We start from the raw sequence: 25,726 nt of genomic DNA, 5'->3' as shown, positions 1-25,726 counted from the left end.
GCGGCCGTCCGGAGCCGGAACTAGAGCCGAGTGAGGTGCCCCGGCCCCGGCTGCCGGGGCACCAGCCCCGCCGGGGGCGACCCCTCCGGCTCCGGATCGGTGAGCACCGGTGCCGCGGGCTCGGGCAGCCCCTGTGCCGGGGCCGCTCGGCTCAGCTGGAGCACTCCCCAGGCGGCCAGCGCCGCACCGGTCAGCGCGAGGAGGACGCCGCCCGCGCCGCCCCGGAGCCGTTCCCCGAGCAGGGAGAGCCCGATCACCGCGGCGGCCACCGGATTGGCCAGGGTCACCACCGCCAGCGGGGCGCCGAGACCGCCGCGGTACGCCGTCTGGGACAGCAGCAGTCCGCCGGTCGCGAAGGCGGCCACCAGCACGGCCACGCCGACCACCTGGACGCTCAGCAGCGGGCCCGACCGGTCGGTGACGGCGACCGTGACGGTCTGGGTGAGCGCCGAGGCCACGCCGGACGCGATCCCGGACGCCGTCGCGTGCCGCAGCCCCGGTCGGGTGCCGGGCCACGACAGCACGCCGATCAGCGCCGCCGTCGCGCCGGACACCGTCAGCGCCTCCGGCACGCTCAGCACGTCCTCCGGGGCGGGCCCCGAGGCGGTGAGCAGCAGCGCGCCGAGGCCCAGCAGCGTCAGCCCGGTGCCCCGCCACTCGATCGCGCTCACCCGCCGGCCCGCCAGCCGCGCCCCCAGGGGCACCGCCGCGACCAGGGTGAGCGCACCGAGCGGCTGGACCACGGTGAGGGGACCGTACTTGAGCGCCACCACGTGCAGCAGCGCCGCCGAGGCGTTGAGCGCGACCGCCCACCACCAGGCGCCGGAGGCCAGCATCCGCAGCGGACCGGCGCTTGAGGCGCGCGAGGCCAGCCGCTCCTGGGCGACGGCCGCCGCGGCGTAGGCGCAGGCGGAGACGAGCGACAGCAGTACGGCGACCAGGGCGGCGTTCACCGGCCCGCCCCGACCAGCTCGGGCCGCTCGGCGGACGACCGGCGCCGGACCTCGGGCCGCCGGCGGGGGAGGGCGCACCGCGGCCGCCGGGGCCGTTCGGGCAGCGGCAGTACGGCGAGCGCGAGGCCGAGCAGGGCCGTGGCCACGACCACGTCGAGCCAGTAGTGGTTCGCGGTGCCCACGATCACCAGCAGCGTCACCAGCGGATGCAGCAGCCACAGCCAGCGCCACCGGGTCCGCGTCGCGACGATCAGACCGATCGCCAGCATCAGGGCCCAGCCGAAGTGCAGCGAGGGCATCGCCGCGAACTGGTTCGACAACGTGTCGGTGCGCGGCGGCCCGTACACCGAGGGCCCGAAGAGCCGGGCCGTGTCGATCAGGCCGGTGGCGGCCAGCATGCGCGGCGGGGCGAGCGGAAAGAGGAGGTGCAGCACCAGCGCGGCGCCGGTCACGGCGGCCAGCACCCGGCGGGCCCAGAGATAGTGCGCGGGCCGTCGCAGGTAGAGCCAGACCAGGAAGGCCACGGTGGCCGGGAAGTGGACGGCGGCGTAGTACGTGTTCGCTACGTGTATCAGCGTGTCGCCGTGCAGCAGCAGGGACTGGACCGCGCCCTCGTCGGGCAGCCGGAGCACCCGCTCCCAGTCCCACACGTGGTGGGCGTTGCGGAACGCCTCTGCGGTCTCTCCCGTCGCCAGTCGGCGGCCGGACTTGTAGACGAGGAAGAGCCCGGCCACGAGCAGCAGCTCACGGACGAGTGGCGGGCGCGCGGGCGCGTCCGGCCCCGCTTCGGCAGGCTCGCTGCGGGCATTCATCCCCCGGCCCCTTCGCTGACGGTGGTGCGTGTGGCTGGTCGGATACGGGGGCGTGTGACGGTTCTCATCGATACGACCTCGTTCCGATACGCCAGTGTACCGATACGGTGGTGTACCGGTACACTGGCGTATCGATAGACATACGACACACCGGAAGCGGGAAGGAGCGGGGCCGATGACGTCGCAGGACGCGGACCGACCGGATGCGGTCGGCACCTCGCGCCGCTCCAAGCTCACGCCGGAGCGTGAGCAGGAGTTCTTCGACGCCGTGCTCGACCAGCTCCGCTCCTGCGGCTACGACGCCGTCACCATGGAGGGCATCGCCGCCAGCACCCGGTGCAGCAAGTCCACGCTCTACCGGCAGTGGAAGACCAAGCCCCAGTTCGTGGCCGCAGCCCTGCGCTCCAACCGCCGGGTGCGCTTCACCGACATCGACACCGGTTCGCTCGCCGAGGACCTCCGCCAGGCGGCCGCGGCCGCGGGCGAGGGGGCGGGAAAGGACACCGGGCTGCTCCAGGCGCTGGGCCACGCGGTCATGGAGGACCCGGAGCTCAAGTGCGCGCTGCGCGAGGCGCTCGTCGAGCCGGAGATCGCCGCGCTGCGGGCGATCCTCGCGCGCGGAGTGGCCCGCGGAGAGGTGCCGGCCGGCCACCCGGCGCTGGAGTACGTGCCGGCACAGCTCTTCGGCATGCTGCGGATGCGGCCCGTCCTGGAGGGCGAGCAGGCCGACGCGGCCTACCTCGTCCGGTTCGTGGAGGCCGTCGTGCTGCCGGCGCTCGGCCTCCCCTGAGACTCAGGCCGCCGTCCACGGGATGACTGGACGGTGGCCTGCCCGCGCCGCACCGTGGGGACGGGGGCGGCGCGCACCCCCGGCCGGGCGGGGCACCCTTTGAGCGGAAGGGCGCCCCACCCGGCCGGCAGTTCTTTGAGCCGTACATCTGCGGTACCTCCGCAGGCACCGCCGGGGCGGTCAGACGTCCTGGCCGTTGCCTCCGCCGCCGCCCGAGGTGTCCACCTCGATGCCCTTGGTGATCTCGTCGATGACCGTCTGCTTCTGGTCGGTGTCGACACCGAAGCGGACGACGACGATGCGCTCGGGGTCGGCGGGCGAGGGGAAGGCCAGCGACTCGACGAAGCCGTCGGAGCCCTTGGCGGTGACCGCCTTCCAGCGGACCAGGTAGCCCTTCTGCCCGGCGACCGTGACCGCCTCGGAGGCCAGCTCCTCGTGCGAGGTGATCCCGCCGTACGACTTGCCGCCGTAGGACTCCTCGGCGTTCGCCTCGATGTCGGCCTTGGCGACCTCCTCCGCGGTGTCGCCCTCGGTCTTCAGGAGCAGGGCGGGGGCCGAGTAGGCGCCGCCCTTCGTGCAGGAACTGGAGGCGTCCCCGGGGCACTTGTAGGTGTCCTCCGACGTCACCTGCGCGCCGACCTGCAACTCCTGCCCCGACCAGCCGTCCGGTATGGGCAGGCTGATCCCGCTGAACGCGTCCGTCACCGAGCCGCTGTCGACCGTGGGCGGCTCCGACTGGTCCGGGGAGTCCGGCGCGGGCGATCGGCCGTCCTCGCCCCCGTCACCGCCGCCCGAGTCGCCGAAGGGGTCGTTCCGGTCGCCCGGACCGCGCCGGTCCTGCTGCGCGGCGCCCGCGTCGTTGCCGCCCGAGCCGTCGTCGGTCAGCGCGTACACGCCGACCCCGATGCCGGCCAGCACCGCCACGGCCGCCGCGACGGCTATGCCGGTGCGCAGCCGCCGCCGACGCGCGGACGGGGGCTGGACGGGTATGCCCGGATAGCCCGGGTGCACGGGGTACGGACCGGCCGCGGTGTCCTGCACCGGCGGCTGGAGCGGCGGTTGCGCGGGGGGAGCCCACGCGGCGGCCGCTTCCGCGGGGCGCACCCGGTCGGTCCACGCCGTGCCGTCCCACCAGCGTTCGGTGGCGGGACCGTCATTCTTCTGTCCGGGGTCCGGGTACCACCCGGGAGGAGTCGCCTGCGTCATGTGCCCACCGTATGAGGCGTCGGTGAAAGCCGGATGAGAGGGCCCGGCCGGATCTCCGGCCGCACCCCCGTCCTGCGACGGCCCGGCGCCCCGCCCCGCCCCGCGCCGCGCGAGGTTGACGGCCGCCCGGCCGCACCGCCGCTGATGACAGGCCCGGCGCGTCGTTCACGCTTTACCGCATGTCACCCGTCACGGCAACTGGTCGGCGGAGCGCCCACCACTTGCGCGATCGGAGGGCTAGGCTCAGGCTCTGTACGTCATTCGGGCGACTCGGGGAGGTAGCGGGATGACGGAGGTACGGCGGGCGGGCGCCGTCCCGGGCTCCCTCTGGGAGCGCGACGAGGAAGTCGCCACCATCACGCGCGCGGTGGACACCCTGTGCGCGGACCGCACGTCCCCCGGCACCCTGCTGGAGGCCCGCGGCGAGGCCGGGGTCGGCAAGACGGCGCTGCTCGCCGAGACCCGCCGGATCGCCGAGGCCCGGGGCTGCACCGTCTGGTCGGCACGCGGCGGCGAGACCCTCAGGTCCGTCCCCTTCAACGTGGTGCGCCAACTGCTCCAGCCCGCCCTGGTGTCCATGCTGCCCGAGGAGGCCCGCGAGTACCTCGGCGACTGGTACGACATCGCGGGCCCCGCCCTCGGCATAGCGGACCCCGGTGAGCGGCAGGCCGACCCGCAGGGCGTGTGCGACGGCCTGGTCGCCGCCGTACGCCGGCTCGCCCGCCGGGAGTGGCCGCTGGTGCTGCTGATCGACGACGCCCACTGGGCCGACCAGGAGACCCTGCGCTGGCTCGCCGCGCTCGCCGAACGCCTCGACGAGACCTCCGTCCTGGTCGTCATCGCCCGCCGCCCCGGCGACGTCAGCGGCGACAGCGCCCGTCACCTGGAGGCGGCCACCGCCGTCGGCCGCCCCCTTGCCCCGCTGAACGCCCTCACCCCCGAGGCGACGGCCGGACTCACCCGCGCCACGCTGGGCGCACACGCCGAGGCCGCGTTCTGCCGCGAGGTGTGGGCCGTCACCGGCGGCAACCCCTACGAGACCGTCGAACTCCTCGCGAAGGTCCAGGACAGCGAATTGCAACCCGTCGAGGCGGAGGCCGCCGAACTGCGCGCCCTGAACCGCTCCGCCCGCGGCGGCGGTCTCGTCGCCCGCCTGGAGCAACTCGGCGTCGACTCCACCCGGTTCGCATGGGCCGCGGCCATCCTCGGCGGCGGCATCACCGTCGACATGGTGGCCGGGCTCGCCACCCTGGACCGCGCCGACGCCGCCCGCTGCGCCGAGTTGCTCCGGGGCGCCCGGATCCTGTCCGTGCCCGACGCCACCGCCGGGCAACCGTCCGCGGGCGACCTGGAGTTCGTCCACCCGCTGATCGCCACCGCCGTCTACAACTCCATCCCCGACGCGCTGCGCACGGCGATGCACGGCATAGCGGCCCAGCTGGTCGCCGACTCCGGCCTCGGTGCGGCGGCAGCCTCCCGCCATCTGCTCAAGGTGCACCCCGACGACGACCAGGAAGTCGTGGCCCAGCTGCGCGAGGCCGCCCGCGAGCACCTCGCCGTCGGAGCCCCCGACGCGGCCCGGCGCTGCCTCGAACGGGCCCTGCAAGAACCGCCGTTGCCCGAGTCCCACGCACGCGTGCTGTTCGAACTGGGCTGCGCCACCCTCCTCACCGCGCCCGCCACCACCATCGGTCACCTGCGCACCGCGCTCGCCATGCCCGGCCTCGAGGGCGAGCAGCGGGTGGACGCCGTCTTCCGGCTCTCCCAGGCACTGCTCCACAACGACCAGCTGGAGGAGGCCGTCCGCACCGTCGAGGCGGAGGCCGCCCGCAACCCCGACCCCTCGGCGCGCCTGCGGCTCCAGGCGGCCCAGTACATGTGGGAGGGCATCCACGCGGGCGAGACCTCCTCGCCGCACCGCTCCGCACGCCTGGCCGAACTCGCCGCCACCTGCACCGGCCGCGACAACGCCGAGCGCGCCCTGCTCATCCTGCGCGGCTTCGACGCCATGACCCACGGCGAGAGCGCCGAGGAGGTCGTCGAACTGTGCGACCGCGCCCTCGTCAACGGCCGCCTGGCACCCGGACTCGGCTGGACCGACACCGAGTGGGGCCTGGAACTGCCGATGATGCTGGCCAGCTCCTACGCCTACGCCGACCGGCTCGACCGTGCCGAGGCACTGTTCACCGAGGCCCTGCGCGCCTACGAGAGCGCGGGCTGGAGCGGCGGCCACCTCTCCCTCGCGCACGCCTACGTCGGCCTCGGACACCGCAGGAGGGGCCGCCTGAGGGAGGCCGAGCAGTCGCTGCGCGAGTCCCTGCGCATCGCCGAGCGCGTCGGCCGCGGACTGCCGCTGTACTGGTCGGCGACCTGCAACCTGATCGACACCCTGCTCGCCCGCGGCCATGTCGAGGAGGCCAGGACCGTCGCCGACCAGTACGGCTTCGCCCCGCCGTACCCGTCGACGATCGTGCTGCCCGACCCCCGCCCGGTGCGCGGCCGCCTGCTCCTCGCCACCGGCCGCACCAAAGAGGGCGTCAACGAACTGGAGGCCACCGAGAAGGCCGCCGCCGCGCGGGGCCGGCACAACCCGGTGGTCGTCCCCTGGGCGACCGAACTGGCCCGGGCGCTGGCCGGCGAGGACCCCGGCCGCGCCGCCCGACTGGCCACCGACGCCCGCCGCCAGGCCGAGCGCTTCGGCACGGACACCGCGATAGGAGAGGCCCTGCGCTGTGCCGCCGCACTGGAGACCGGCCAGTGCGCGGTCCGGCTCGCCGCCCAGGCCGTCACCTATCTGGAGGCCTCGCCCTGCCAGTACGAGCACGCCGCCGCCCGCGTGGAGTACGGCCTCGCGGCCCGCTCGGCGGCCGAGCTGAACCGGGGACTGGCGCTGGCCGAGTCCTGCGGCGCCGACGGCCTCGCGGCCCGCGCCCGCGAGGCCCTGGCGGTGGTGGGCCGGGCGGGCTGAGGTCCCTCGGGGCGCGCCGAGGGGGTTCACTCCGCGCTGCCGTCCGCCTCCTCGGCCAGCACCCGCTGGGCCGTCGCGAACGCCGAGTTCGCGGCCGGGACCCCGCAGTACACCGCGGTCTGGAGCAGTACCGCGCCGATCTCGTCCGGCGTCAGCCCGTTGCGGCGCGCCGCCCGCACGTGCATGGCCAGCTCCTCGTAGTGGCCGTGCGCGACCAGCGCCGTCAGCGTGACCATGCTGCGCTCGCGGCGCGAGAGCGTCTCGTCGGTCCAGATCTCGCCCCACGCGTAGCGCGAGATGAAGTCCTGGAAACGGGCGGTGAACGGCGACTGCCGCGCCTGCGCCCGGTCCACGTGCGCGTCGCCCAGCACCTCGCGCCGCACCGCCATGCCCCGCCGGGCCCCGCCGTCGAGATGGGTCCGCAGCGCCGTCAGCACCGCCTCGGGCCGCTCGGCCGGCGCCAGGTGCGAGGCACCCGGGATCTCCGTCAGCGTGGCGCCCGGCACCGCGTCGGCGATCTCCCGCAGGTGCGCGGGCGGCGTGGCCGGGTCCTCCCGCCCCGCGACCAGCAGGGTCGGCGCGGAGATCTCACCGACCCGCTCCCGCAGGTCGAAGGCGGCCAGCGCGTCGCAACAGGCCGCGTACGCACCGGGATCGGCCTCCCGGTGGTCCCGGACCAGCCGCGGCACGGTGAACCCCGGCGTGAACCACCGCGCGTCCGCACTGTCCGCGAACCGTGCCAGCCCCTCGGCGCGCACCTGCGCGGCCCGCTCCTGCCACGGCCGCGCGCCGTTGAAGTGCGCCGACGAGCAGACGACCGCCAGGGACGACACGCGCTCCGGGTGGTGCACCGCCAGATGCAGGCCCACCGCACCGCCCAGGGACACCCCGGCGTGGGCGAACCGCTCCACCCCGAGCGAGTCGGCGAGCGCCAGCACCAGATCGGCCAGGTCCCCGACGGTGGCGCCGGGCCCGATCAGATCGGCCCGGGAACCTCCGTGCCCCGGCAGGTCCCAGCGGATCACCCGGTGCCGGACGGACAGTTCGGGCGCCACCGCGTCCCACAGCGCGTACGAGGTGCCCAGCGAGGGCCCGAGCAGCAGCGGGGGAGCGGAAGCGGGGCCTTCGGACAGGTGGTTGAGCAGGGTCGTCAACGTCGCTCCAGAGCACGGTCGGTGAGGGCGGCAGCGGCGCCCGTGTAGCGAGCGGGGTCGGTCGGGCCGGCCAGGTCGAGGTCCCGCAACTCCGGCACCTCGGCCAGTAGTTCACCAAGGTCCCGGTCCTCGGCGTAGGCGCGCGCCGCCAGTTCGGTGAGCAGCTCCCTGGCGCGGGCCCGGCCGAGCACCGGCGCCAGTTCGGCCGAGAGCCGCTCCGAGACGATCAGTCCGTGGGTGAGCCCGAGGTGCGCCCGCATCACGTCCGGGCGCACCCGCAGCCCCTCGGCCAGCTCCGCGGCATCGCGCGCGGCGCCGCCGGTCAGCCGCAGCAGGTCCCGCAGCGGCTCCCACTCGGCGTGCCAGGCCCCGGCCGGCCGCTCGTCCTCGGCGGCCAGTGAGCCGTACAGCGTGGCCGCGAGCTGCGGTGCGCGCCGGGCGGCCGCCGCGATCAGCGTGGACCGCACCGGGTTCGCCTTGTGCGGCATCGCCGACGAGCCGCCCCCGCCGCCCTCGGCGACCTCGCCGATCTCGGTCCGGGACAGCGTCAGCACGTCCACGGCGATCTTCCCGAGCGCCCCGGCGGTGAAGGCGAGGGTCCCGGCCAGGTCGGCGAGCGGAGTGCGCAGCGTGTGCCAGGGCAGCAGGGGTGCCCGCAGCCCGAGTTCACGGGCGTAGGCGGCGGGCAGCGCGGTCGGGTCCGTCGCGCCGTACGCCTCGAAGGCGGCCAGGGTGCCCGCCGCGCCGCCGAGCTGGGCGGGCAGCGCGTCCCGCACCGCCGTGATCCGGTCCCGCGCGTCCAGCACCAGCGCGCGCCATCCGGCCGCCTTGAGCCCGAAGACGATCGGCACGGCGTGCTGGGTGAGGGTCCGGCCCGGCATCGGTGTGTCCCGGTGCCCGGCGGCCAGCCGGGCCAGCGCCCGTTCCGTGCGGGCGAGATCGGGCAGCAGCAGGTCCAGGGTGCGGGCGGCGACCAGCATCGTCGCCGTGTCCAGGATGTCCTGGCTGGTCGCGCCCCGGTGCACATACGGCCCGTACGGCTCGCCGACCGCCTTCGTCAGGTCGGCCACCAGGGGGATGACCGGATTCCCGCCGCCCCGGGCGCGCGCGGCCAGGGAGCGCGCGTCGAAGGCGCCGGGATCGGCCGCGGCCGCGCCCACCGCGTCCGCCGCCCCGGCCGGGGCGAGCCCCAGCGCGGCCTGGGCACGGGTCAGCGCCGCCTCGGCGTCGAGCAGGGCCCGCAGATACGCGCGGTCACCGGTGGCCGAGGCGGCCGCCGAGCCCGTCCACCCGGGGGCGAGCAGGCCCGTGTCGGTGTCGCTCCCGGCGGGGCCGGGGACGGCAGGTGATGTCACTGAAACTCCAGGAAGACCGTCTCGCCCTCGCCCTGAAGGCGGATGTCGAAACGGTACGTGCCGTGGCCCTCGTCCGCGGCGACCAGCGTGTCGCGGCGTCCGGCGGGCACCCGGGACAGCAGCGGGTCGGCCGCGAGTACCGCCTCGTCGCCCGGCAGGTAGATCCGGGTGAACAGGTGCACCAGCAGCCCGCGCGCGAACACGCACACGCTGACGTACGGTGCGCTCCGCCCCCGCGCGCCCGGTCGCAGCGTCCGTGCGTACCAGTGGCCGTTCGCGTCGGTCTGGATGCGCCCGAAGCCGGTGAACTCCACGCCGTTGCGGCCAAGGAAGCCGCCGGAGGCGGGGTCGCGCCGCATCGACCCGTCGGCGGTGGGGACATGGCCCTCGGAGTCCGGGCCCCACAGCTCCAGGAGGGCGTCGGGCAGCGGGTTGCCCTCGCCGTCGTACACGTACCCGTGCACGGTGACCGTGCCGGGGTGCCCGGCGGGCGCGATGTCCTCGCCGCCGCGGAAGGGCAGCGCGTACCCGTAGAACGGGCCGACCGTGTGCGACGGCGTGGGCAGCACCTGCTCAGGCGTGCTCGTGTCGATCTTCGTCATGGCGGGTCAGCGTCCTTCTTCGATCCAGGTGGCGTTCGGGCCGTCGAGCACGATGTCCCAGTGGTAGCCGAGCGAGAACTCCGGCACGGACAGGCTGTGGTCGTAGGTCGCGATCAGCCGCTGCCGCGCGGCGTCGTCCGTCACCGACTGCAGGATCGGGTCGTACGGGAACAGCGGGTCGTTCGGGAAGTACATCTGCGTGACCAGACGCTGGGTGAACGCCGAGCCGAACACGGAGAAGTGGATGTGCGCCGGCCGCCAGGCGCCCACGTGGTTGCGCCACGGGTAGGGGCCGGGCTGCACGGTCGTGAAGCGGTAGAAGCCGTCGTCGTCGGAGAGGGTGCGGCCCACACCGGTGAAGTTGGGGTCCAGCGGCGCGTCGTGCTGCTCGCGCTGGTGGGCGTAGCGCCCGGCCGAGTTGGCCTGCCAGATCTCCACGAGCTGCCCGCGGACCGGTTTCCCGTCGCGGTCCAGGAGACGGCCGGAGACGGTGATGCGCTCGCCGACCGGCTCACCGGTGTGCTGCCGGGTCAGGTCGTTGTCGACGTCGGTGATGTCCCGCTCCCCGAAGGCGGGCGAGGCCAGCTCCACCAGCTCCGGGTCCTTGGCGACGTCGATGGCGATCGGCGGCTGCTTCGGGTGGCGCAGCACCGAGGAGCGGTACGGGACGTAGTCGCGGCGCGGGTGGTGCTCGACGGGCGCGCCGTCGGCGACCCGCTTCTCGTAGGCGGCGTGCTCGGCCGCGATCTCCGCGTCGATGTCGTGCTGGGTGAGAGTCATGGGGGCGTCCCTGGGGGTGACTAGCGGTCGAGGACCAGGGCGAGGCCCTGGCCGACGCCGATGCAGAGGGTGGCGATGCCGGTGCCGCTCCCCCTGCGGGCGAGCTGGTGGGCGACGGTGCCGGCGAGGCGGGCGCCGGAGGCGCCGAGCGGGTGGCCGAGGGCGATGGCGCCGCCCTGCGGGTTGAGGACCGCGGGGTCGAACTCGGGCCACTCGGCGACACAGCCCAGCACCTGGGCGGCGAAGGCCTCGTTGAGTTCGAGCACGTCCAGGTCGGCGAAGGTCCGTCCGGCCCTGGCGAGCGCGCGGTTCACCGCCGCCACGGGGGCGAGGCCGAAGTACTGCGGGTCGGTCGCCGAGACCCCGGTGGCCGAGACCCGGGCGAGCGGCTCGCGTCCGGTGGCCCGCAGGCCCTCCTCGTCGACCAGGAGCAGCGCGGCGGCACCGTCGTTGAGCGGCGAGGCGTTCCCGGCGGTCACCGTGCCGTCGGTCGTGCGGAAGGACGGCCTGAGCTTCGCCATCGCCTCCAGCGAGGCGTCCGGGCGTACGCATTCGTCGGCGGCGAAGTCCACCGGGTCGCCCTTGCGACGCGGCACCGGCACGGGCGCCAGCTCGGCGTCGAACAGGCCGTCGGCCTGGGCCCGGGCGGCCTTGTGGTGGGAGGCGAGGGCGTACTCGTCCTGCCGCTCGCGGGTGATCCCGTGCTTGTCGGCGATCAGCTCTGCCGACTCGCCGAGCGGGATCGTCCACTGCGGGTCCATCGCCGGGTTGACCATGCGCCAGCCCAGGGTGGTCGAGTACATCTCGGTGTGCCCGGCGGGGAAGGGCCGGTCCGGCTTGGGCAGCACGTACGGCGCCCGCGTCATCGACTCCACGCCGCCCGCGAGCACGACCGACGCGTCGCCGACCGCGATGGCGCGGGCGGCCTGGATCACCGCTTCGAGGCCGGACGCGCACAGCCGGTTCACGGTGACGCCGGGGACGGTGGTGGGCAGGCCGGCCAGGAGCGCGGCCATCCGGGCGACGTTGCGGTTCTCCTCGCCGGCGCCGTTGGCGTTGCCGAAGTACACGTCGTCGATCCGGGACGGGTCCAGGTCAGGGGTGCGGCCGAGGAGTTCACGGATCGCGTGCGCGGCCAGGTCGTCCGGGCGCACGCCCGCCAGGCCTCCGTTGTACTTGCCGAACGGGGTGCGCACCGCGTCGACGATGTAGACGTCCCTCACTTCAGTCCCTCCGCGCTCTTCGCGACGACGAGCTTGGCATCGGTCCTGGCCACGACCTCGTCGACGCCCACGCCCGGTGCGGTCTCCACCAGGACCAGGCCGTCGCCGGTGACGTCGAGGACGCCGAGGTCGGTGATGACGCGGTTCACGCACGCCTTGCCGGTGAGCGGCAGGGCGCACTCCTCAAGGATCTTGGGGGAGCCGTCCTTGGCGGTGTGGGTCATGACCACGATGACGGTCCGGGCGCCGTGGACGAGGTCCATCGCGCCGCCGATCCCGGTGATCATCTTGCCCGGGATCGCCCAGTTCGCCAGGTCGCCGGAGGCGGAGACCTGCATCGCGCCCAGCACCGCCACGTCGATGTGCCCGCCCCGGATCATGCCGAAGGACAGGGCCGAGTCGAAGAAGGCGGCGCCCGGCCGGACGGTGACCGTCTCCTTGCCCGCGTTGATCAGGTCGGGGTCCACCTCGGCCTCGGTGGGGTACCTGCCGGTGCCCAGGATGCCGTTCTCCGACTCCAGGGTGACCTCGACGCCCTCGGGGAGGTAGTTCGGGATCAGGGTGGGCAGGCCGATGCCGAGGTTGACGTACTGGCCGTCCGCCAGCTCCAGCGCCGCCCGCGCGGCCATCTGTTCACGCGTCCACGCCATCAGGAACTCACCGTCCGCCGCTCGATCTTCTTGTCGGTGGCCTGCTCCGGAGTGAGCGCCACCACCCGCTGGACGAAGATCCCCGGCAGGTGCACCGCGTCCGGGTCGATCCCGCCGGGCTCGACCAGCTCCTCCACCTCGGCGATCGTCACCCGACCGGCCATCGCGGCCAGCGGGTTGAAGTTCCGGGTCGACTTCGCGAAGACCAGGTTGCCGTGCCGGTCGCCCTTCGCCGCGCGGACCAGCGCGAAGTCGGTGCGGATGCCGCGTTCGAGGACGTACTCCGTCCCGTCGAACTCGCGGACCTCCTTCGGCGGCGAGGCCAGCGCGACCCCGCCCGACCCGTCGTAGCGCCACGGCAGCCCGCCGTCGGCGACCTGGGTGCCGACCCCGGCGGGCGTGTAGAAGGCGGGGATCCCCGCGCCGCCGGCCCGCAGCCGCTCGGCCAGGGTGCCCTGGGGGATCATCTCCACCTCCAGCTCCCCGCCCAGGTACTGGCGCGCGAACTCCTTGTTCGCGCCGATGTAGGACCCGGTCACCCGGGCGATGCGCCCGGCGGCCAGCAGGACGGCCAGCCCGGACTCCATCGCCCCGCAGTTGTTGGAGACCACCGACAGCCCGCCGGTCCCGCGCTCGTACAGCGCCTGGATCAGCACGTTCGGCACACCGCTCAGCCCGAAGCCGCCCACCGCGAGCGACGCGCCGTCGGCCACGTCGGCCACCGCCGCACCGGCCGTGGCCACCACCTTGTCCATCCGAGGTGCCCCATCTCTTCCGCGTGCCCCGGAAGCAGATAGTCAGGGCACTGAGTATTTCAGCGAGGTTGCCCACACGCTGCCACCGGACGGCCGGGGCGTCAAGACCCGTAAAGTCCGAGGTAGATCTAGTGAGGCTTTCCCGGATGTCGGTACTCGGTGCCATGTATCGTCAGTGCACCTACGAATGTGACCACGGGGAGTTCACATGGCAGCGGTCGATCTGGCCACCCACCCCGGCCACCTGGCCCGGCGGCTGCAGCAGGCGCACTACCTGCTGTGGAACACGATGGTCTCCGAGGAGACCACCTCGCCGCAGTACGCCGTCCTCAACGCCCTCGTCGCCGAGCCGGGGCTCGACCAGCGCACCGTGGGGGAGCGGGTGGGCCTGGACCGGTCCACCATCGCGGAGGTGGTCAGCCGGCTCGGCCGCCGCGGGCTGCTCGACAAGGTCCGCGACCCTCAGGACGGCCGCCGGTCCCTGCTCCGGCTCACCGACGAGGGGCTGCGCGTCCACCGCAGGCTGGGCGTGCGCGTCGCCCGGATGAACCAGGTGTTCCTGGCCCCGCTCGCCGCCGACGAGCAGGCGGTCTTCATCGACCTGATCCGCCGGGTCGCGGACGCCGCGGAGGGGCTCCGCAACCCGGCCGAGCCGGCGGTGGCACCGGGCTGACCGGGGGTCCCCCGTCAGGAGTGCCCGGCGAAGACGACCCAGACCTGGCCCTCGGCGAAGTTCAGCGGCTTGCCGTCCCCGGTGGTGAAGGTCGTGCCGTCCGCGGCCGCCCCGCGCTTCCAGGTCGCGTCGTACGCGCGCCCGTCGCGCAGCACCTCCGCCTCCCCGGAGCCCACCGACTCGACGTAGGGTGAATTGCTGCCGCGGAAGTCGCGGAAGTCCGACTCGCGCACCTTCACGTGCTGCACGACGACCGTGGCCGCTGCCAGCCGCCCGCCGTCGGCCGTGCGGGCCGGGCTGCCGTCCATGGAGACCAGCCACCGGTCCCGGCTGTCGGACCAGGTGAAGGCGAAGCTCGCCGAGGGGTAGCGCACCGTGTGCGAGGACTCCGCCCGGCCGCCCGCGGGGGCCTTGCCGTAGGTGAACCCGGTGGTGAGGGCCGCGGCACCCGACGGCTTCCCCAGCAGTCTGTCCGGTCGCAGGTAGAGGTTGTGCGGGGCCTGCCGGTCCCCGGCGCGTACGTAGGCGTCGGAGTCCTCGCTCGCCGGCTCCGCGCGCAGCGGCGCCCTGTCGATGATCGGCAGCAGTCTGCTCTGCGCCCCGGAGAACGCCAGCACCGGCCGGTCGAACTGGCCGAGCAGCTCCAGGTCGGACTCGCGGGCGCTGCGCACCGGCCCCACCGACTCGGGCAGCTCGGTGGCGTAGATCGCCATCAGCCGGCTCAGTCCCGCCTCCACGGGCTCGGCGTAGACGATGTCCGCGTCCTTGAGGCCCGTCTGCGGGCGGGCCGCGCGCACGTTGTCCACCTTCACGGCGAGCACCGGTCCGGACGCGGGGGCGGCGCTGTGCGAGCGCTCCGGTCGCGGCGCGTGCGACGCCCGTCCGTCGTCCTTCGCACCGGGCCCCGCCGTGCAGCCCGCCGCGCCCAGCGAGACCGCCACCGCCGCCGTCAGCAGGGCGGCGCGGCGCCCCCTGCGCGTTCCTCTTCGCATCCCGGCCATCCGTCCACCCATCCCGTGTCATTGATTGTGCGCTTCTTGAAGCATTTAGTGCCATACCTGAATGAATCCGATACGGCACACGGAACGGGACAGATAATCCGCTGTTCGGCCGAAAAGACCGCCTGGTTCGGCGACCGGAGCCCCGGGGTACCCGGCGGACACGCAGAACCGACGGGCACGGCGACGGAGGGAGCGCGCGCGATGAAGGCAGTGACGTGGCAGGGCAAGCGGGACGTGCGGGTGGAGGAGGTGCCCGACCCGAGGATCCAGGAGCCGACGGACGCCGTCATCCGCGTCACGTCCTCCGGGCTGTGCGGCTCCGACCTGCACCTCTACGAGGTGCTCACGCCGTTCATGACACCGGGCGACATCCTCGGCCACGAGCCGATGGGCATCGTCGAGGAGGTCGGTCCGGAGGTGACCAACCTGAAGCCCGGCGACCGGGTGGTGGTGCCGTTCCAGATCGCGTGCGGCCACTGCTACATGTGCGACACCGGGCTGCCGACCCAGTGCGAGACCACCCAGGTCACCGGCGAGGGCATGGGTGCCCCGCTGTTCGGCTACACCCGCCTGTACGGCGCGATCCCCGGCGGCCAGGCCGAGTACCTGCGCGTGCCGCAGGCCCAGTTCGGCCCGATCAAGGTGCCCGAGGGCCCGGCCGACGACCGCTTCGTCTACCTCTCCGACGTGCTGCCCACCGCCTGGCAGGCGGTCGAGTACGCCGCCGTCCCGCAGGGCGGCAGCCTCGCCGTGCTGGGCCTCGGCCCGATCGGCGACATGGCGTGCCGGATCGCCCGCCTCAAGGGGGTCGACAAGGTGTTCGGCGTGGACCTCGTGCCGGAGCGGCTGGAGCGGGCCCGCGAACGGGGCGTGGAGACCTTCGACCTGCGGTCCTTCGACAACGAGAAGGAACTCGTCTCGGCGATCCAGGACCGCACGGGTGGCCGCGGCCCCGACGCCGTGATCGACGCGGTCGGCACCGAGGCACACGGCGGCGCCGTGGCCAAGCTGGTGCAGCAGACCGCCGCGGTGATGCCCCGGGCCATCGGCGGGCCCCTGGCCGAGCGGTTCAGCGTCGACCGGCTCGCCGCCCTCTACACCGCGATCGACCTGGTGCGCCGCGGCGGCACCATCTCGCTGTCCGGCGTGTACGGCGGCATGGCCGACCCGATGCCGATGCTCACCATGTTCGACAAGCAGATCCAGCTGCGCATGGGCCAGGCCAACGTACGCCGCTGGAGCGACGAGATCGTCCCGTACCTGACCGACCAGGACCCCCTCGGCGTCGACGGCTTCGCCACCCACCGGGTGCCGCTGGCGGACGCGCCGCACGCTTACGAGATGTTCCAGAAGAAGCAGGACGGCGCGGTCAAGGTGCTGATGAAGCCGTAGGAGCCGTGGCGTCGGCGGCGCGCGCGTCAGGGCCCGCCGAGGATCTCCGCCAGGTCGTAGCGGACCGGCTCCTCCAACTGCGCGTAGGTGCAGCTCTCGGGGGTCCGGTCCGGGCGCCACCGGCGGAAGCGGGCCGTGTGCCGAAAACGCGCCCCGTTCTCCATGTGGTCGTACGCCACCTCGACGACCCGCTCGGGACGCAGCGGCACCCAGGACAGATCCTTCTTGCCCGACCACCGGCTCGGCGCGCCGGGCAGCCGCGCCGACTCGTGCGCCGCCTCCTCGGCCCAGGCGGCCCACGGATGCCCCCGGGCGTCGTCCATGCGCAGCGGCTCCAGCTCCTCCACCAGCTCGGCCCGGCGCTTCATCGTGAAGGCGGCACTCACCCCCACGTGCTGGAGCACCCCCCGGTCGTCGTACAGGCCGAGCAGCAGCGAGCCGACCACCGGCCCGCTCTTGTGGAAGCGGTACCCGGCGACGACCACGTCCGCCGTCCGCTCGTGCTTGATCTTGTACATGGCCCGCTCGTCCTGCCGGTAGCGCAGATCGAGCGGCTTGGCGACCACCCCGTCCAGACCGGCCCCCTCGTACCGCTCGAACCACTGCCGGGCCACCGCGATGTCGTCCGTCGCCGGCGCCACGTGCACCGGCGGCGTCACCCCGGACAGCGCCCGCACCAGCAGCGCCCGCCGGTCGGCCAGCCCCACGTCGAGCAGGGACGCGTCGTCCAGCGCCAGCAGGTCGAAGGCCACCAGCGAGGCAGGGGTGCGCTCCGCCAGCGTCCGCACCCGGGAGTCCGCCGGATGGATCCGCTCGGTCAGCGCGTCGAAGTCCAGATGCCCGTCCCGCGCGATGACGATCTCCCCGTCCACCACGCACCGCTCGGGCAGCCGCTCCCGCACCGCCGCCACCAGCTCCGGGAAGTACCTGGTCAGCGGCTTGCCCGTCCGGCTCCCCAGCTCCACCTCGTCCCCGTCGCGGTACACGATCGCCCGGAAGCCGTCCCACTTCGCCTCGTAGTGCATGCCCGGCGGGATCCTCGCCACGGACTTGGCGAGCATCGGCTTCACGGGCGGCATGACGGGGAGGTCCATGGTCCGATTCTGTACGCCCGCGCCCGCCGTCGCCTGATGTGCGAAGCTCCCGCGCCCCGCCTACCGTGGCTCGCATGGCGGAAGCGGTGGAGCTGGAGGCGGGCGGACGGAGCGTACGGCTGTCCAGCCCGGGGAAGGTCTTCTTCCCGGAGTGCGGGTACACCAAGCTGGACGTGGCCCGGTACTACCAGGCCGTCGCCCCCGGCATCCTGCGCGCCCTGCGCGACCGGCCCACCACACTCCAGCGCTACCCCGACGGCATCACCGGCGAGTGGTTCTACCAGAAGCGCGCGCCCAAGGGGATGCCCGACTGGATCCCGACCGCGCACATCACCTTCCCCAGCGGACGCAGCGCCGACGAGATGTGCCCCACCGAGGAGGCGGCCGTGCTGTGGGCCGCCCAGTACGGCACCCTCACCTTCCATCCCTGGCCGGTGCGCCGCGACGACGTCGACCACCCCGACGAACTGCGCATCGACCTCGATCCGCAGCCCGGCACTGACTACGACGACGCCGCCCGCGCCGCCCACGAACTGCGGGCGGTGCTGGAGGAGTTCGGCGGACTGCGGGGCTGGCCCAAGACGTCCGGCGGGCGCGGCATCCATGTGTTCGTGCCGATCGAGCCGCGCTGGACCTTCACCCAGGTGCGGCGCGCCGCCATCGCCGTCGGCCGCGAGATGGAACGCCGGATGCCCGAGCGGGTCACCATCAAGTGGTGGAAGGAGGAGCGCGGCGAGCGCATCTTCATCGACTACAACCAGACCGCCCGCGACCGCACCATCGCCTCCGCCTACTCCGTGCGGCCCCGCCCGAACGCCCCGGTCTCCGCCCCGCTGACCTGGGACGAGGTGGGGGTCGCGCACCCGCAGGACTTCGACATCACGACCATGCCCGCGCGCTTCGCCGAACTCGGCGACGTGCACGCGGGCATGGACGACACGAGGTACTCCCTCGACGCGCTGCTGGAGTTGGCGACGAAGGACGAGCACGACCACGGGCTCGGTGATCTGCCGTACCCGCCCGAGTATCCGAAGATGCCGGGCGAGCCGAGCCGGGTCCAGCCCAGCCGGGCCAGGAAGAAGGCTCCCGGCCCGGACTGAGCCACAGCGGTCCGGGGACCTACAGGTCCTTGATCCGGACGTCGCGGTACGAGACCACGTCCGAGGTGCTGTGCACCTGGAGTCCGATGTAGCCGGAGGCGAACCGCCGCCCGTCGGTGCCCGGGTCGTCCGAGCGCTCGGGGTAGAAGGTCTGGCCGCCGAAGTTGTCGAACTCGTTGATCAGCACGCCGTTGCGGTAGATGGAGAAGTGCTGGTCCACCACCCGGATCTCGTAGTCGTTCCAGGTCCCCTTCTCCGTCACGCCCGCGCCGGCCAGGCCGACCCGGTCGAAGCCGTAGAGCGAGCCCGTCTTGTACATGTCGCCGGTCGGGCTGTCGAACACCTGTACCTCGTGTCCGTACTTGATGGCGACCCACTCCGGCCGGGACTCCTCCGGGTGGTCGTGCACCTGCGGGAAGCGCACGAAGACGCCGCCGTTGGTGTTCGCGGTGCCCGCCGCGTCGTCACGCCACTGGAGCTTCAGCGAGAAGTCGCCGTACTTGCGCTCGGGGAACCACAGCATGCCCATGCCGGGCGTGCTGGTGCTGGACGTGATCGAGCCGTCCGGGTTCAGCCCGAACGAACCGCCGCCCACCTGCTCCCACTTGGCGAAGGACTCCTGGCTGCCGTCGAGGATCGTGCGGTAGCCCTCGGTCTGGCCGGGCCGGCCGATCTTCGACTGCTTGGCGGCCTTGTTGATCGCCCGGTACTCCCGCTTGTCGACGACGCCCTCGTCCAGGAGGCCGTCCATGACCTCACGGACGTGCTTGAGGAACAGCGCCTGGGACGTCCACTCCTTCTCGTCCTCGATCATCTCGTTGATCCGGCACCGGTTGTTGGTCACCCGGTTCGGCACCCCCGAGTCGACCGTGCCGACGATCACCGTCTGCCGCTCGTCGTACTCCGGGCAGGGCGGCGGCGGCACCTGGCCCGCCACCACCGTGAAGCTCACGGTCAGCGGCTCGGAGGTGTTGCCCGCCTTGTCGCTCGCCCGGTACGCCACGGTGTGCCGGCCCACCCGGTCCACGACCACCGGGTCGGTGTACGCCAGGTAGGGCCCGGCGTCCAGCGAGTACTCCACACCGGCGACACCGGACCCGCCCTCGTCCGCGGCGTTCACGGTCACCTTCGCACTGCCGACGTAGGCGCCGTCGGAGTTCTTGGTGCCGTCCACGGTCGCGCCGGTCACCGGCGGGGTGGTGTCCTGCGGGGGAGCGGCGGCCACGGTGAAGGCGACGCTCTTCTCCGCGGCGACGTTGCCCGCCTTGTCGGTGGCCCGGTAGCGCACGGTGTGCTCGCCGACCTCGTGCACCATGACCGGCGCCGTGTACGCCGTCCAGGCGCCGTCGCCGACCGCGTACTCGATGGTGTTGACGCCGGAACCGGTGTCGGAGGCGGTGACGGTCACGGTCGCCATGTCGATATAGGCACCGTCCGCGTTCTTTTCCCCGCTCACCGTCGCCGAGGTCTCCGGCGCGGTCGTGTCGTCGGTGTCCGGCGCGGCCACGGCGAACGTGACGCTCTTCTCCTCGGCGGTGTTGCCCGCTTTGTCGAAGGCCCGGTAGCGCACCGTGTGCTCGCCGACCTGGTCGACGACGACCGGCGTGGTGTACGGCTGCCAGGCGCCGTCGGCACCGATCGCGTACTCGATCCGCTCCACGCCCGAGCCGCCCTCGTCGGTGGCGGCGATGCTCACGGTCGCGGAACCGACGTACGCGCCGTCGGCGTTCTGCGTGCCGCCCACCTCGGCCGAGGTCGCGGGCGCCGTGGTGTCCTCGCCGCCGCCGCCCTCGGTGACCACGAGCACGCCCGTCATCTGGCCGTGGCCCGGGATCGTGCAGTGGTACATGTACTTGCCGGGGGTGAGGGTGACCTCGGCGGTGTGCTTGCCGCCCTCGGCGTCGTTCGGGTTGGCCAGGATGTTCAGCTGGACGTCCTGGTTGTACGCGGGATCGCTGGTCATGAACGTCAGCGTGTGCGGCATGCCGGTGGTGTTGCCGGTGGCCTCACTGTTCTCGAAGACGATCGTGGCCGGACCGGCCACCGCCGTCTCGGGCGCCGACGTGTACTTGGTGATGTCGTCACCGGCCGTCCAGGTGAGCACCTGGTCGGCGGCGGCCGCGGCGGGCGCCGCCGCGGGCTGTCCGGAGGCGGACGTCGCCTGCAGTCCGAGCACCATCAGCAGGCCGGCCAGCAGCGCGGCCCACATTCTTCGTTGGCGTATCACTCGGTCCCCCTCGCCAGCTGTCCGGCGGCCGGCGTCGGGCCGCCGCCCTCGTAGGTGACCCGCCACAGGGCCGACTTGGAGTCCGAGGTGAAGAAGCCGCGGCCGTAGTCCAGGACGTACAGCGCGCCGTCCGGGCCGAACTTCCAGCCCATCAGGTTCTTGATGCCGTCGTTGCCGACCGGCACGATCTTCTTCAGGGACTCCGAGTGCACCGGCAGACCGCCGTCGCCCTGCGTCTTCGGGTCCATCAGCACCGCGTTGCGCGGCTGGTCGGAGTCGTAGAAGTCACCGACGAACCACTTGCCGTCCCAGTACGCGGGCCACTTGGTGTCACTGGTGCTGTCGGCGTCGTAGCGGTAGACCGGGCCGTTCATCGCGGCCTGGCCGCCGCCCTTGAGCCAGGGCAGCTTGTACGTGGCCTCGTCCTGCTCGTACGACGGGACGCCGTTCTCGTCGCGCGGGTAGTCGGGACCGCCGCCCTGCGGCGAGTACCAGATGTTGTTGCCGGTCACCGGCGGCAGGTTGACCAGGCCGTCGTTGTTCGGCGACTCGTTCTTCGGGTGGTCGCAGTCGTACCAGCCCAGCGGCTTCGACGGATCCGGCAGGTTCCGGTCCCGGTACGGCTGCTTGTTGCCCATGCAGTACGGCCAGCCGCGGTTGCTCGCCTTGGTGATGGTGGCGAACGTGTCGTACTTGGCCGGACCCCACGTCGGCGACGGGGCACCGGCGTCCGGGCCGACCCAGCCCGCGTACAGGGTGTCGGTCTTCTTGTCGACGGAGATGCGCGCCGGGTTGCGCACACCCATCACGTAGATCTCGCCGCGCGTCTTGCCGCCGCCCTCGGCGGTCTCCTTGCCGGTGAAGAGGTTGCCCTCCGGGAGCGTGTACGTCCCGTCCGGCTCCGGGTGGATGCGCAGGATCTTGCCGTTGAGGTTGTTGGTGTTGCCGGCCGTGCGGCGCGCGTCGGCGAAGGACACGCCCTTGAAGTTGGGCTCCGGATTGTTGCCGGAGTAACCGTCGCTGAATCCGCTGGAGTTGTTGTCACCGGTGGCGATGTACAGGTTCCCCTTGGAGTCCCAGGCCATCCCGCCGCCCGCGTGGCAGCAGCTGTGGATCTGCACCGGCCACTTGAGCAGCACCTTCTCGCTGCCCATGTCCAGCTTGTTGGTGGCCGGGTCGAGGGTGAAGCGGGAGACCCGCCGCTCGGCCATGTGCGTGTCCCGGTTGATCTCGGAGTGCGGGGTGTAGTGCAGGTACACCCACCCGTTCTCCTCGAACTCCGGGTCCAGCTCGATGCCGAGCAGGCCCTCCTCGACCTTGGTCAGCTCGTCGCCGCCGCCCTTGTTGCCGAAGACGGTCAGCGCGCCCGCGAGGGTGACCTTGTCGGTCTTCGGGTCCCAGACGTGGATCTGGCCCGTGCCCTTGCCGACGTCCGGGTCGTTCCAGTCGGTCACCACGGGGTGGGAGGAGTCCGTGCCGCCGCGGCCGATGTAGAAGACGCGGCCGTCGGGGGCGGTGACCAGGCCGTGCGGTTCGCCGATCTGGTCGTTCTGGCCGGGCTGGTTGGGCTCGGTGAGCCGCTCGGCCTTGTAGTTGGCGGTGATGGTCGCCTTGCAGTCGGCCTGCGAGAGCCGGGTCGTCCACATCAGGGCGCCGCGCAGATGCGTGCGGAAGTCGGTCTCGTCGTACGACGACACCGTGCCGCCCATGCCGGTGTAGAACGACCGGCCGCCGTCGTAGTCCCGGCACCAGCTGACCGGGTGGTCCCAGCCGTTGGCGCTCTCCCCGGGCTGGTACGTCGACTCGCGCACCCGGGCCACGGTGTGGACCTCGCCGGACGGGTTCTTCTGCCAGTTCAGCCACTCGTCGGGGCGCTTCCACTCCAGCGGCAGGTCCTTGGTGGCCGGATGCCGACGGTCACCGACCTCGACGGTGGCCCGCTGGACCTTCGTCGGACTGCCGGCGGCCGGACGCGCGCCGACCAGACCGGTGAACCAGTCCGAGTACGGCTCCGCGCGGGCCGCGTCGTGCACGCCGAGGAACCCGCCCCCGGCCTCCATGTACGCCTCCAGGCCCGCCTCCTGAGCAGGCGTCAGGACATCGCCGCCGCCGGTCAGGAACACGACCGCGTTGAAGCGGCCGAGCCTCTTCTCGTTGGTGAAGACGTTGGCGTTGTCCGTGGCCTCGACCTTGAACTGCTCCTTGGCAGGCCCGGAGAGACCGATCCGCTCGATGGCCGAGATGCCGGCGTTCACGACCGGTGACTCGTCCCCGGCCGCGGCGGAACCGTAGAAGATCAGCACCCGTACATTGGCGCCGCCGGGCGGCGACTTGATCGACATCGTTGTCAGGGATGGGTCCGGCGCCGGACGTGCGCTGGCGGCAGGGCCGGCCAGCAGTCCCGCGGCGACGAAAGCGGCGGTGGCGCACGCCGCCCAGCCTCTTCTCCTCGCGCTCAAACCTCTTAAGGGCATGGGCACCTCCTCGGTCACGGCAGCAGCGCCAAGGAAGCTAGACCTCTTTGCGCGGTACGCCAATAGGTATGACCGCAATCGAACGAACTTTGTCCTGAGTGTGGATAAACGCGGCGGCAACCGGTACGGTCCCACAGGCTCATCACAGCCAATCAGGTCCTGGGTCTGCGCACATTCCGTATCGGCGTGGGGAGTTCGGCATGGACAGGCGAGGCTTCAACCGACGGGTACTGCTGGGCGGCGCGGCCGCCGCGACATCGTTGTCCATCGCTCCGGAGGTCGCGGGCGCCGCCCCCGCGGCCAAGGGGATCACCGCGAGGACGGCACCGGCCGGGGGCGAGGTGAGACACCTCAAGATGTACGCCGAGAAGCTGGCGGACGGTCAGATGGGCTACGGCTTCGAGAAAGGCAAGGCGTCGGTCCCCGGCCCGCTGATCGAGGTCAACGAGGGCGACACACTGCACATCGAGTTCACCAACACGATGGACGTGCGGGCCAGCCTGCACGTGCACGGCCTGGACTACGAGATCTCCAGCGACGGCACCGCGATGAACAAGAGCGACGTCGAGCCCGGCGGCACCCGCACCTACACCTGGCGCACCCACAAACCGGGCCGCCGCGACGACGGCACCTGGCGGCCGGGCAGCGCGGGCTACTGGCACTACCACGACCACGTCGTGGGCACCGAACACGGCACCGGAGGCATCCGCAACGGCCTGTACGGCCCGGTGATCGTGCGCCGCAAGGGGGACGTGCTGCCGGACGCCACGCACACGATCGTCTTCAACGACATGACCATCAACAACCGCAAGCCGCACACCGGCCCCGACTTCGAGGCCACCGTGGGCGACCGCGTGGAGATCGTCATGATCACGCACGGCGAGTACTACCACACCTTCCACATGCACGGTCACCGCTGGGCGGACAACCGCACCGGCATCCTCACCGGCCCCGACGACCCGTCCCGGGTCATCGACAACAAGATCACCGGCCCGGCCGACTCCTTCGGCTTCCAGATCATCGCGGGGGACGGAGTGGGCGCCGGGGCGTGGATGTACCACTGCCATGTCCAGAGCCACTCCGACATGGGGATGGTGGGGCTGTTCCTGGTGAAGAAGCCGGACGGCACGATCCCGGGGTACGAACCGCACGAACACGGAGCGACGGCGTCGGGCGAGGCGCCTGCGCCCGCGCACGAACACGAGCACTGAGCCGGGGCCGGCCGGCGCCGCCACCGGCGCCGCCGGTCAGCTGTCGTGGACCGTTCTTCTGTACATACGCCCATGCTGACGCCCGCACCCGCCCGCGCACAAGAACGTTTTCGGTCCCCGGAGCGCCCCCTCCCGCGCCGCGGCCTGCCGCTATCCTGAGCCGCAGCCGCCGAGGAGGAGCCGCACGTGACCGAGACCGGGCCGCGCCCCACGCTCGAGGCCGTGGCCGAGCGCGCCGGGGTCTCGCGGGCCACCGTGTCCCGCGTGGTCAACGGGGCCCACGGGGTCCGGGACGCGCTCGCCGAGCGGGTGCGGCGCGCGGTGGACGAACTCGGCTACGTGCCCAACCAGGCCGCCCGCTCCCTGGTGACCCGGCGGCACCAGGCCGTCGCCGTCGTCGCCGCGGAACCGGAGACCCGGGTGTTCGCCGACCCCTACTTCGCCCAGCAACTGCGCGGCATCAGCAAGGAACTGACGGCCCACGACAACCAGCTCGTGCTGCTGCTCACCGAGGGCCGCGAGGACCACGCCCGCGTCGGGCGCTACCTGGCCGGCGGGCACGTCGACGGTGCCCTCGTCTTCTCCCTGCACCTGCACGACCCGCTGCCCGGCCTGGTCCGCAGTGCCGGGGTGCCGACCGTCTTCGGCGGGCGCCCCGACTGGGACGACGGGCGGGACGACGTGGTCTACGTGGACAGCGACAACCGCGGCGGCGCCCGTTCGGCCGTCCACCACCTGGCCGGGCTCGGCCGCACCCGCATCGCGCACATCACCGGCCCGCTCGACCAGACCTCGGCCGCCGACCGGCTCGCGGGCTTCCGCGACGTCCGCCCCGGCGCCGACCCGGGGCTGGTCGCGCGGGGGGACTTCACCCCGGGCGGCGGGGAGCGGGCGATGCGGGAACTGCTCGACCGGTGCCCCGGCCTGGACGCCGTGTTCGCGGCCAACGACCTCACCGCGGCGGGCGCCCTGCGGGTGCTGCGCGAACGCGGGCGGCGGGTGCCGGAGGACGTGGCCGTGGTGGGCTTCGACGACATGCTGCCCGTCGCCGAACAGACCGACCCGCCGCTGACCACCGTCCGCCAGGACATCGAGGGCATGGGCCGGCTGATGGCCCGCCTGCTCCTGCGCGGCCTGGACCGCGGAACCGCCGCCGACGCCACCGACTCCGACGCCGCGCAGACACCGACCGCCGCCCCGCCCGGCGTGGTCCTGCCGACGACCCTGGTCCACCGATCCACGGCATGAGCCGGTCCCACCACACCCCGTGGGGCCGGACGTCGGTCCCGCCCCGGACCCGAGTGCG

Annotated in this window: 21 protein-coding genes; 7 read left to right on the top strand and 14 right to left on the bottom strand. The window is 73.0% G+C overall.

Translation table 11 applies throughout. The features are described from left to right. Nucleotides 1-20 precede the first annotated feature (20 nt). Together ACFV9J_RS15340 and ACFV9J_RS15335 are read right to left on the bottom strand one after the other, a co-directional pair. Nucleotides 21-953, bottom strand: a complete 933-nt coding sequence (locus ACFV9J_RS15340) for a hypothetical protein (RefSeq protein ID WP_385354292.1) — start codon at nucleotides 951-953, stop codon at nucleotides 21-23. Then, the gene (locus ACFV9J_RS15335; protein WP_385354290.1) at nucleotides 950-1,765 is read right to left on the bottom strand and encodes a phosphatase PAP2 family protein; all 816 of its coding nucleotides are present in this window, start codon (nucleotides 1,763-1,765) and stop codon (nucleotides 950-952) included. Before ACFV9J_RS15335 ends, ACFV9J_RS15340 begins: the two co-directional genes overlap by 4 nt. Before the next feature lie 175 nt (nucleotides 1,766-1,940). Here ACFV9J_RS15335 and ACFV9J_RS15330 point away from each other — a divergent pair, with 175 nt between their 5' ends. After that, nucleotides 1,941-2,555, top strand: a complete 615-nt coding sequence (locus tag ACFV9J_RS15330) for a TetR/AcrR family transcriptional regulator C-terminal ligand-binding domain-containing protein (RefSeq protein WP_385354288.1) — start codon at nucleotides 1,941-1,943, stop codon at nucleotides 2,553-2,555. A gap of 180 nt (nucleotides 2,556-2,735) precedes the next feature. Here the strand turns inward: ACFV9J_RS15330 and ACFV9J_RS15325 are convergent, their stop codons facing one another. Next, nucleotides 2,736-3,761, bottom strand: coding sequence for a DUF2510 domain-containing protein (locus ACFV9J_RS15325; RefSeq protein WP_385354286.1), 1,026 nt, complete (start codon nucleotides 3,759-3,761; stop codon nucleotides 2,736-2,738). A gap of 286 nt (nucleotides 3,762-4,047) precedes the next feature. On the opposite strand from ACFV9J_RS15325, the gene ACFV9J_RS15320 reads away from it, so the two are divergent. After that, nucleotides 4,048-6,729: an ATP-binding protein gene (locus tag ACFV9J_RS15320; protein WP_385354284.1), complete on the top strand. Its 2,682-nt coding sequence runs from the start codon at nucleotides 4,048-4,050 to the stop codon at nucleotides 6,727-6,729. 26 nt (nucleotides 6,730-6,755) lie between these two features. On the opposite strand, the gene pcaD is transcribed toward ACFV9J_RS15320, so the two are convergent. Genes pcaD through ACFV9J_RS15285 form a run of 7 tightly spaced genes read right to left on the bottom strand, consistent with a single transcriptional unit; the run spans nucleotide 6,756 to nucleotide 13,248 of the window. Beyond that, nucleotides 6,756-7,883: a 3-oxoadipate enol-lactonase gene (gene pcaD, locus ACFV9J_RS15315; protein ID WP_385354282.1), complete on the bottom strand. Its 1,128-nt coding sequence runs from the start codon at nucleotides 7,881-7,883 to the stop codon at nucleotides 6,756-6,758. Continuing rightward, nucleotides 7,880-9,238 carry a 3-carboxy-cis,cis-muconate cycloisomerase gene (pcaB, locus tag ACFV9J_RS15310; protein ID WP_385354279.1) on the bottom strand — a complete coding sequence of 453 codons (1,359 nt, stop codon included), beginning with the start codon at nucleotides 9,236-9,238 and terminating at the stop codon, nucleotides 7,880-7,882. Before pcaB ends, pcaD begins: the two co-directional genes overlap by 4 nt. Then, on the bottom strand, nucleotides 9,235-9,840 hold the full coding sequence (gene pcaG / locus ACFV9J_RS15305; protein ID WP_385354277.1) for a protocatechuate 3,4-dioxygenase subunit alpha: 606 nt from the start codon (nucleotides 9,838-9,840) through the stop codon (nucleotides 9,235-9,237). The genes pcaB and pcaG overlap by 4 nt, the downstream gene beginning before the upstream one ends. A 6-nt stretch (nucleotides 9,841-9,846) precedes the next feature. After that, complete coding sequence (gene pcaH / locus ACFV9J_RS15300) at nucleotides 9,847-10,620, bottom strand: protocatechuate 3,4-dioxygenase subunit beta (RefSeq protein WP_385354275.1); 774 nt, start codon at nucleotides 10,618-10,620, stop codon at nucleotides 9,847-9,849. Nucleotides 10,621-10,640: 20 nt separating this feature from the next. Beyond that, a complete protein-coding gene (locus tag ACFV9J_RS15295) occupies nucleotides 10,641-11,843 on the bottom strand; it encodes a thiolase family protein (RefSeq protein WP_385354273.1) in 1,203 nt (400 codons plus the stop codon). Continuing rightward, a complete protein-coding gene (locus tag ACFV9J_RS15290; protein WP_385354271.1) occupies nucleotides 11,840-12,493 on the bottom strand; it encodes a CoA transferase subunit B in 654 nt (217 codons plus the stop codon). The genes ACFV9J_RS15295 and ACFV9J_RS15290 overlap by 4 nt, the downstream gene beginning before the upstream one ends. Further along, the gene (locus ACFV9J_RS15285; RefSeq protein WP_385354269.1) at nucleotides 12,493-13,248 is read right to left on the bottom strand and encodes a CoA transferase subunit A; all 756 of its coding nucleotides are present in this window, start codon (nucleotides 13,246-13,248) and stop codon (nucleotides 12,493-12,495) included. The genes ACFV9J_RS15290 and ACFV9J_RS15285 overlap by 1 nt, the downstream gene beginning before the upstream one ends. 208 nt (nucleotides 13,249-13,456) lie before the next feature. On the opposite strand from ACFV9J_RS15285, the gene ACFV9J_RS15280 reads away from it, so the two are divergent. Then, nucleotides 13,457-13,921, top strand: coding sequence for a MarR family winged helix-turn-helix transcriptional regulator (locus ACFV9J_RS15280; protein WP_385354267.1), 465 nt, complete (start codon nucleotides 13,457-13,459; stop codon nucleotides 13,919-13,921). Between the two features lie 14 nt (nucleotides 13,922-13,935). Here the strand turns inward: ACFV9J_RS15280 and ACFV9J_RS15275 are convergent, their stop codons facing one another. Continuing rightward, entirely contained in the window at nucleotides 13,936-14,913 is a 978-nt protein-coding gene (locus tag ACFV9J_RS15275) for a DUF3048 domain-containing protein (RefSeq protein ID WP_385354265.1), read from the bottom strand. 210 nt (nucleotides 14,914-15,123) lie between these two features. Between ACFV9J_RS15275 and ACFV9J_RS15270 the strand changes: the two genes are divergently transcribed. Continuing rightward, nucleotides 15,124-16,314 carry a zinc-dependent alcohol dehydrogenase gene (locus ACFV9J_RS15270; RefSeq protein ID WP_385354263.1) on the top strand — a complete coding sequence of 397 codons (1,191 nt, stop codon included), beginning with the start codon at nucleotides 15,124-15,126 and terminating at the stop codon, nucleotides 16,312-16,314. A gap of 26 nt (nucleotides 16,315-16,340) precedes the next feature. Here the strand turns inward: ACFV9J_RS15270 and ACFV9J_RS15265 are convergent, their stop codons facing one another. Next, a complete protein-coding gene (locus tag ACFV9J_RS15265) occupies nucleotides 16,341-17,408 on the bottom strand; it encodes an ATP-dependent DNA ligase (RefSeq protein WP_385354261.1) in 1,068 nt (355 codons plus the stop codon). A 74-nt stretch (nucleotides 17,409-17,482) separates the two neighbouring features. On the opposite strand from ACFV9J_RS15265, the gene ligD reads away from it, so the two are divergent. Continuing rightward, a complete protein-coding gene (gene ligD, locus ACFV9J_RS15260; protein WP_385354259.1) occupies nucleotides 17,483-18,508 on the top strand; it encodes a non-homologous end-joining DNA ligase in 1,026 nt (341 codons plus the stop codon). A 19-nt stretch (nucleotides 18,509-18,527) separates the two neighbouring features. Here the strand turns inward: ligD and ACFV9J_RS15255 are convergent, their stop codons facing one another. Beyond that, nucleotides 18,528-20,717, bottom strand: coding sequence for an OmpL47-type beta-barrel domain-containing protein (locus ACFV9J_RS15255; protein ID WP_385354257.1), 2,190 nt, complete (start codon nucleotides 20,715-20,717; stop codon nucleotides 18,528-18,530). A gap of 14 nt (nucleotides 20,718-20,731) precedes the next feature. Beyond that, nucleotides 20,732-23,209 carry a ThuA domain-containing protein gene (locus ACFV9J_RS15250; protein ID WP_385354255.1) on the bottom strand — a complete coding sequence of 826 codons (2,478 nt, stop codon included), beginning with the start codon at nucleotides 23,207-23,209 and terminating at the stop codon, nucleotides 20,732-20,734. Nucleotides 23,210-23,409: 200 nt separating this feature from the next. Here ACFV9J_RS15250 and ACFV9J_RS15245 point away from each other — a divergent pair, with 200 nt between their 5' ends. Together ACFV9J_RS15245 and ACFV9J_RS15240 are read left to right on the top strand one after the other, a co-directional pair. Further along, nucleotides 23,410-24,420, top strand: a complete 1,011-nt coding sequence (locus ACFV9J_RS15245) for a multicopper oxidase domain-containing protein (protein ID WP_385354253.1) — start codon at nucleotides 23,410-23,412, stop codon at nucleotides 24,418-24,420. 186 nt (nucleotides 24,421-24,606) lie between these two features. After that, nucleotides 24,607-25,668: a LacI family DNA-binding transcriptional regulator gene (locus ACFV9J_RS15240; RefSeq protein WP_385354251.1), complete on the top strand. Its 1,062-nt coding sequence runs from the start codon at nucleotides 24,607-24,609 to the stop codon at nucleotides 25,666-25,668. The last annotated feature ends 58 nt before the right edge of the window (nucleotides 25,669-25,726 follow it).

The organism is Streptomyces sp. NPDC059906 (assembly GCF_042730645.1).
GTDB lineage: Bacteria > Actinomycetota > Actinomycetes > Streptomycetales > Streptomycetaceae > Streptomyces > Streptomyces rubrogriseus.
Note: the sequence above shows the minus strand (reverse complement) of the source record. Positions and strands in the feature narration are given on the sequence as shown.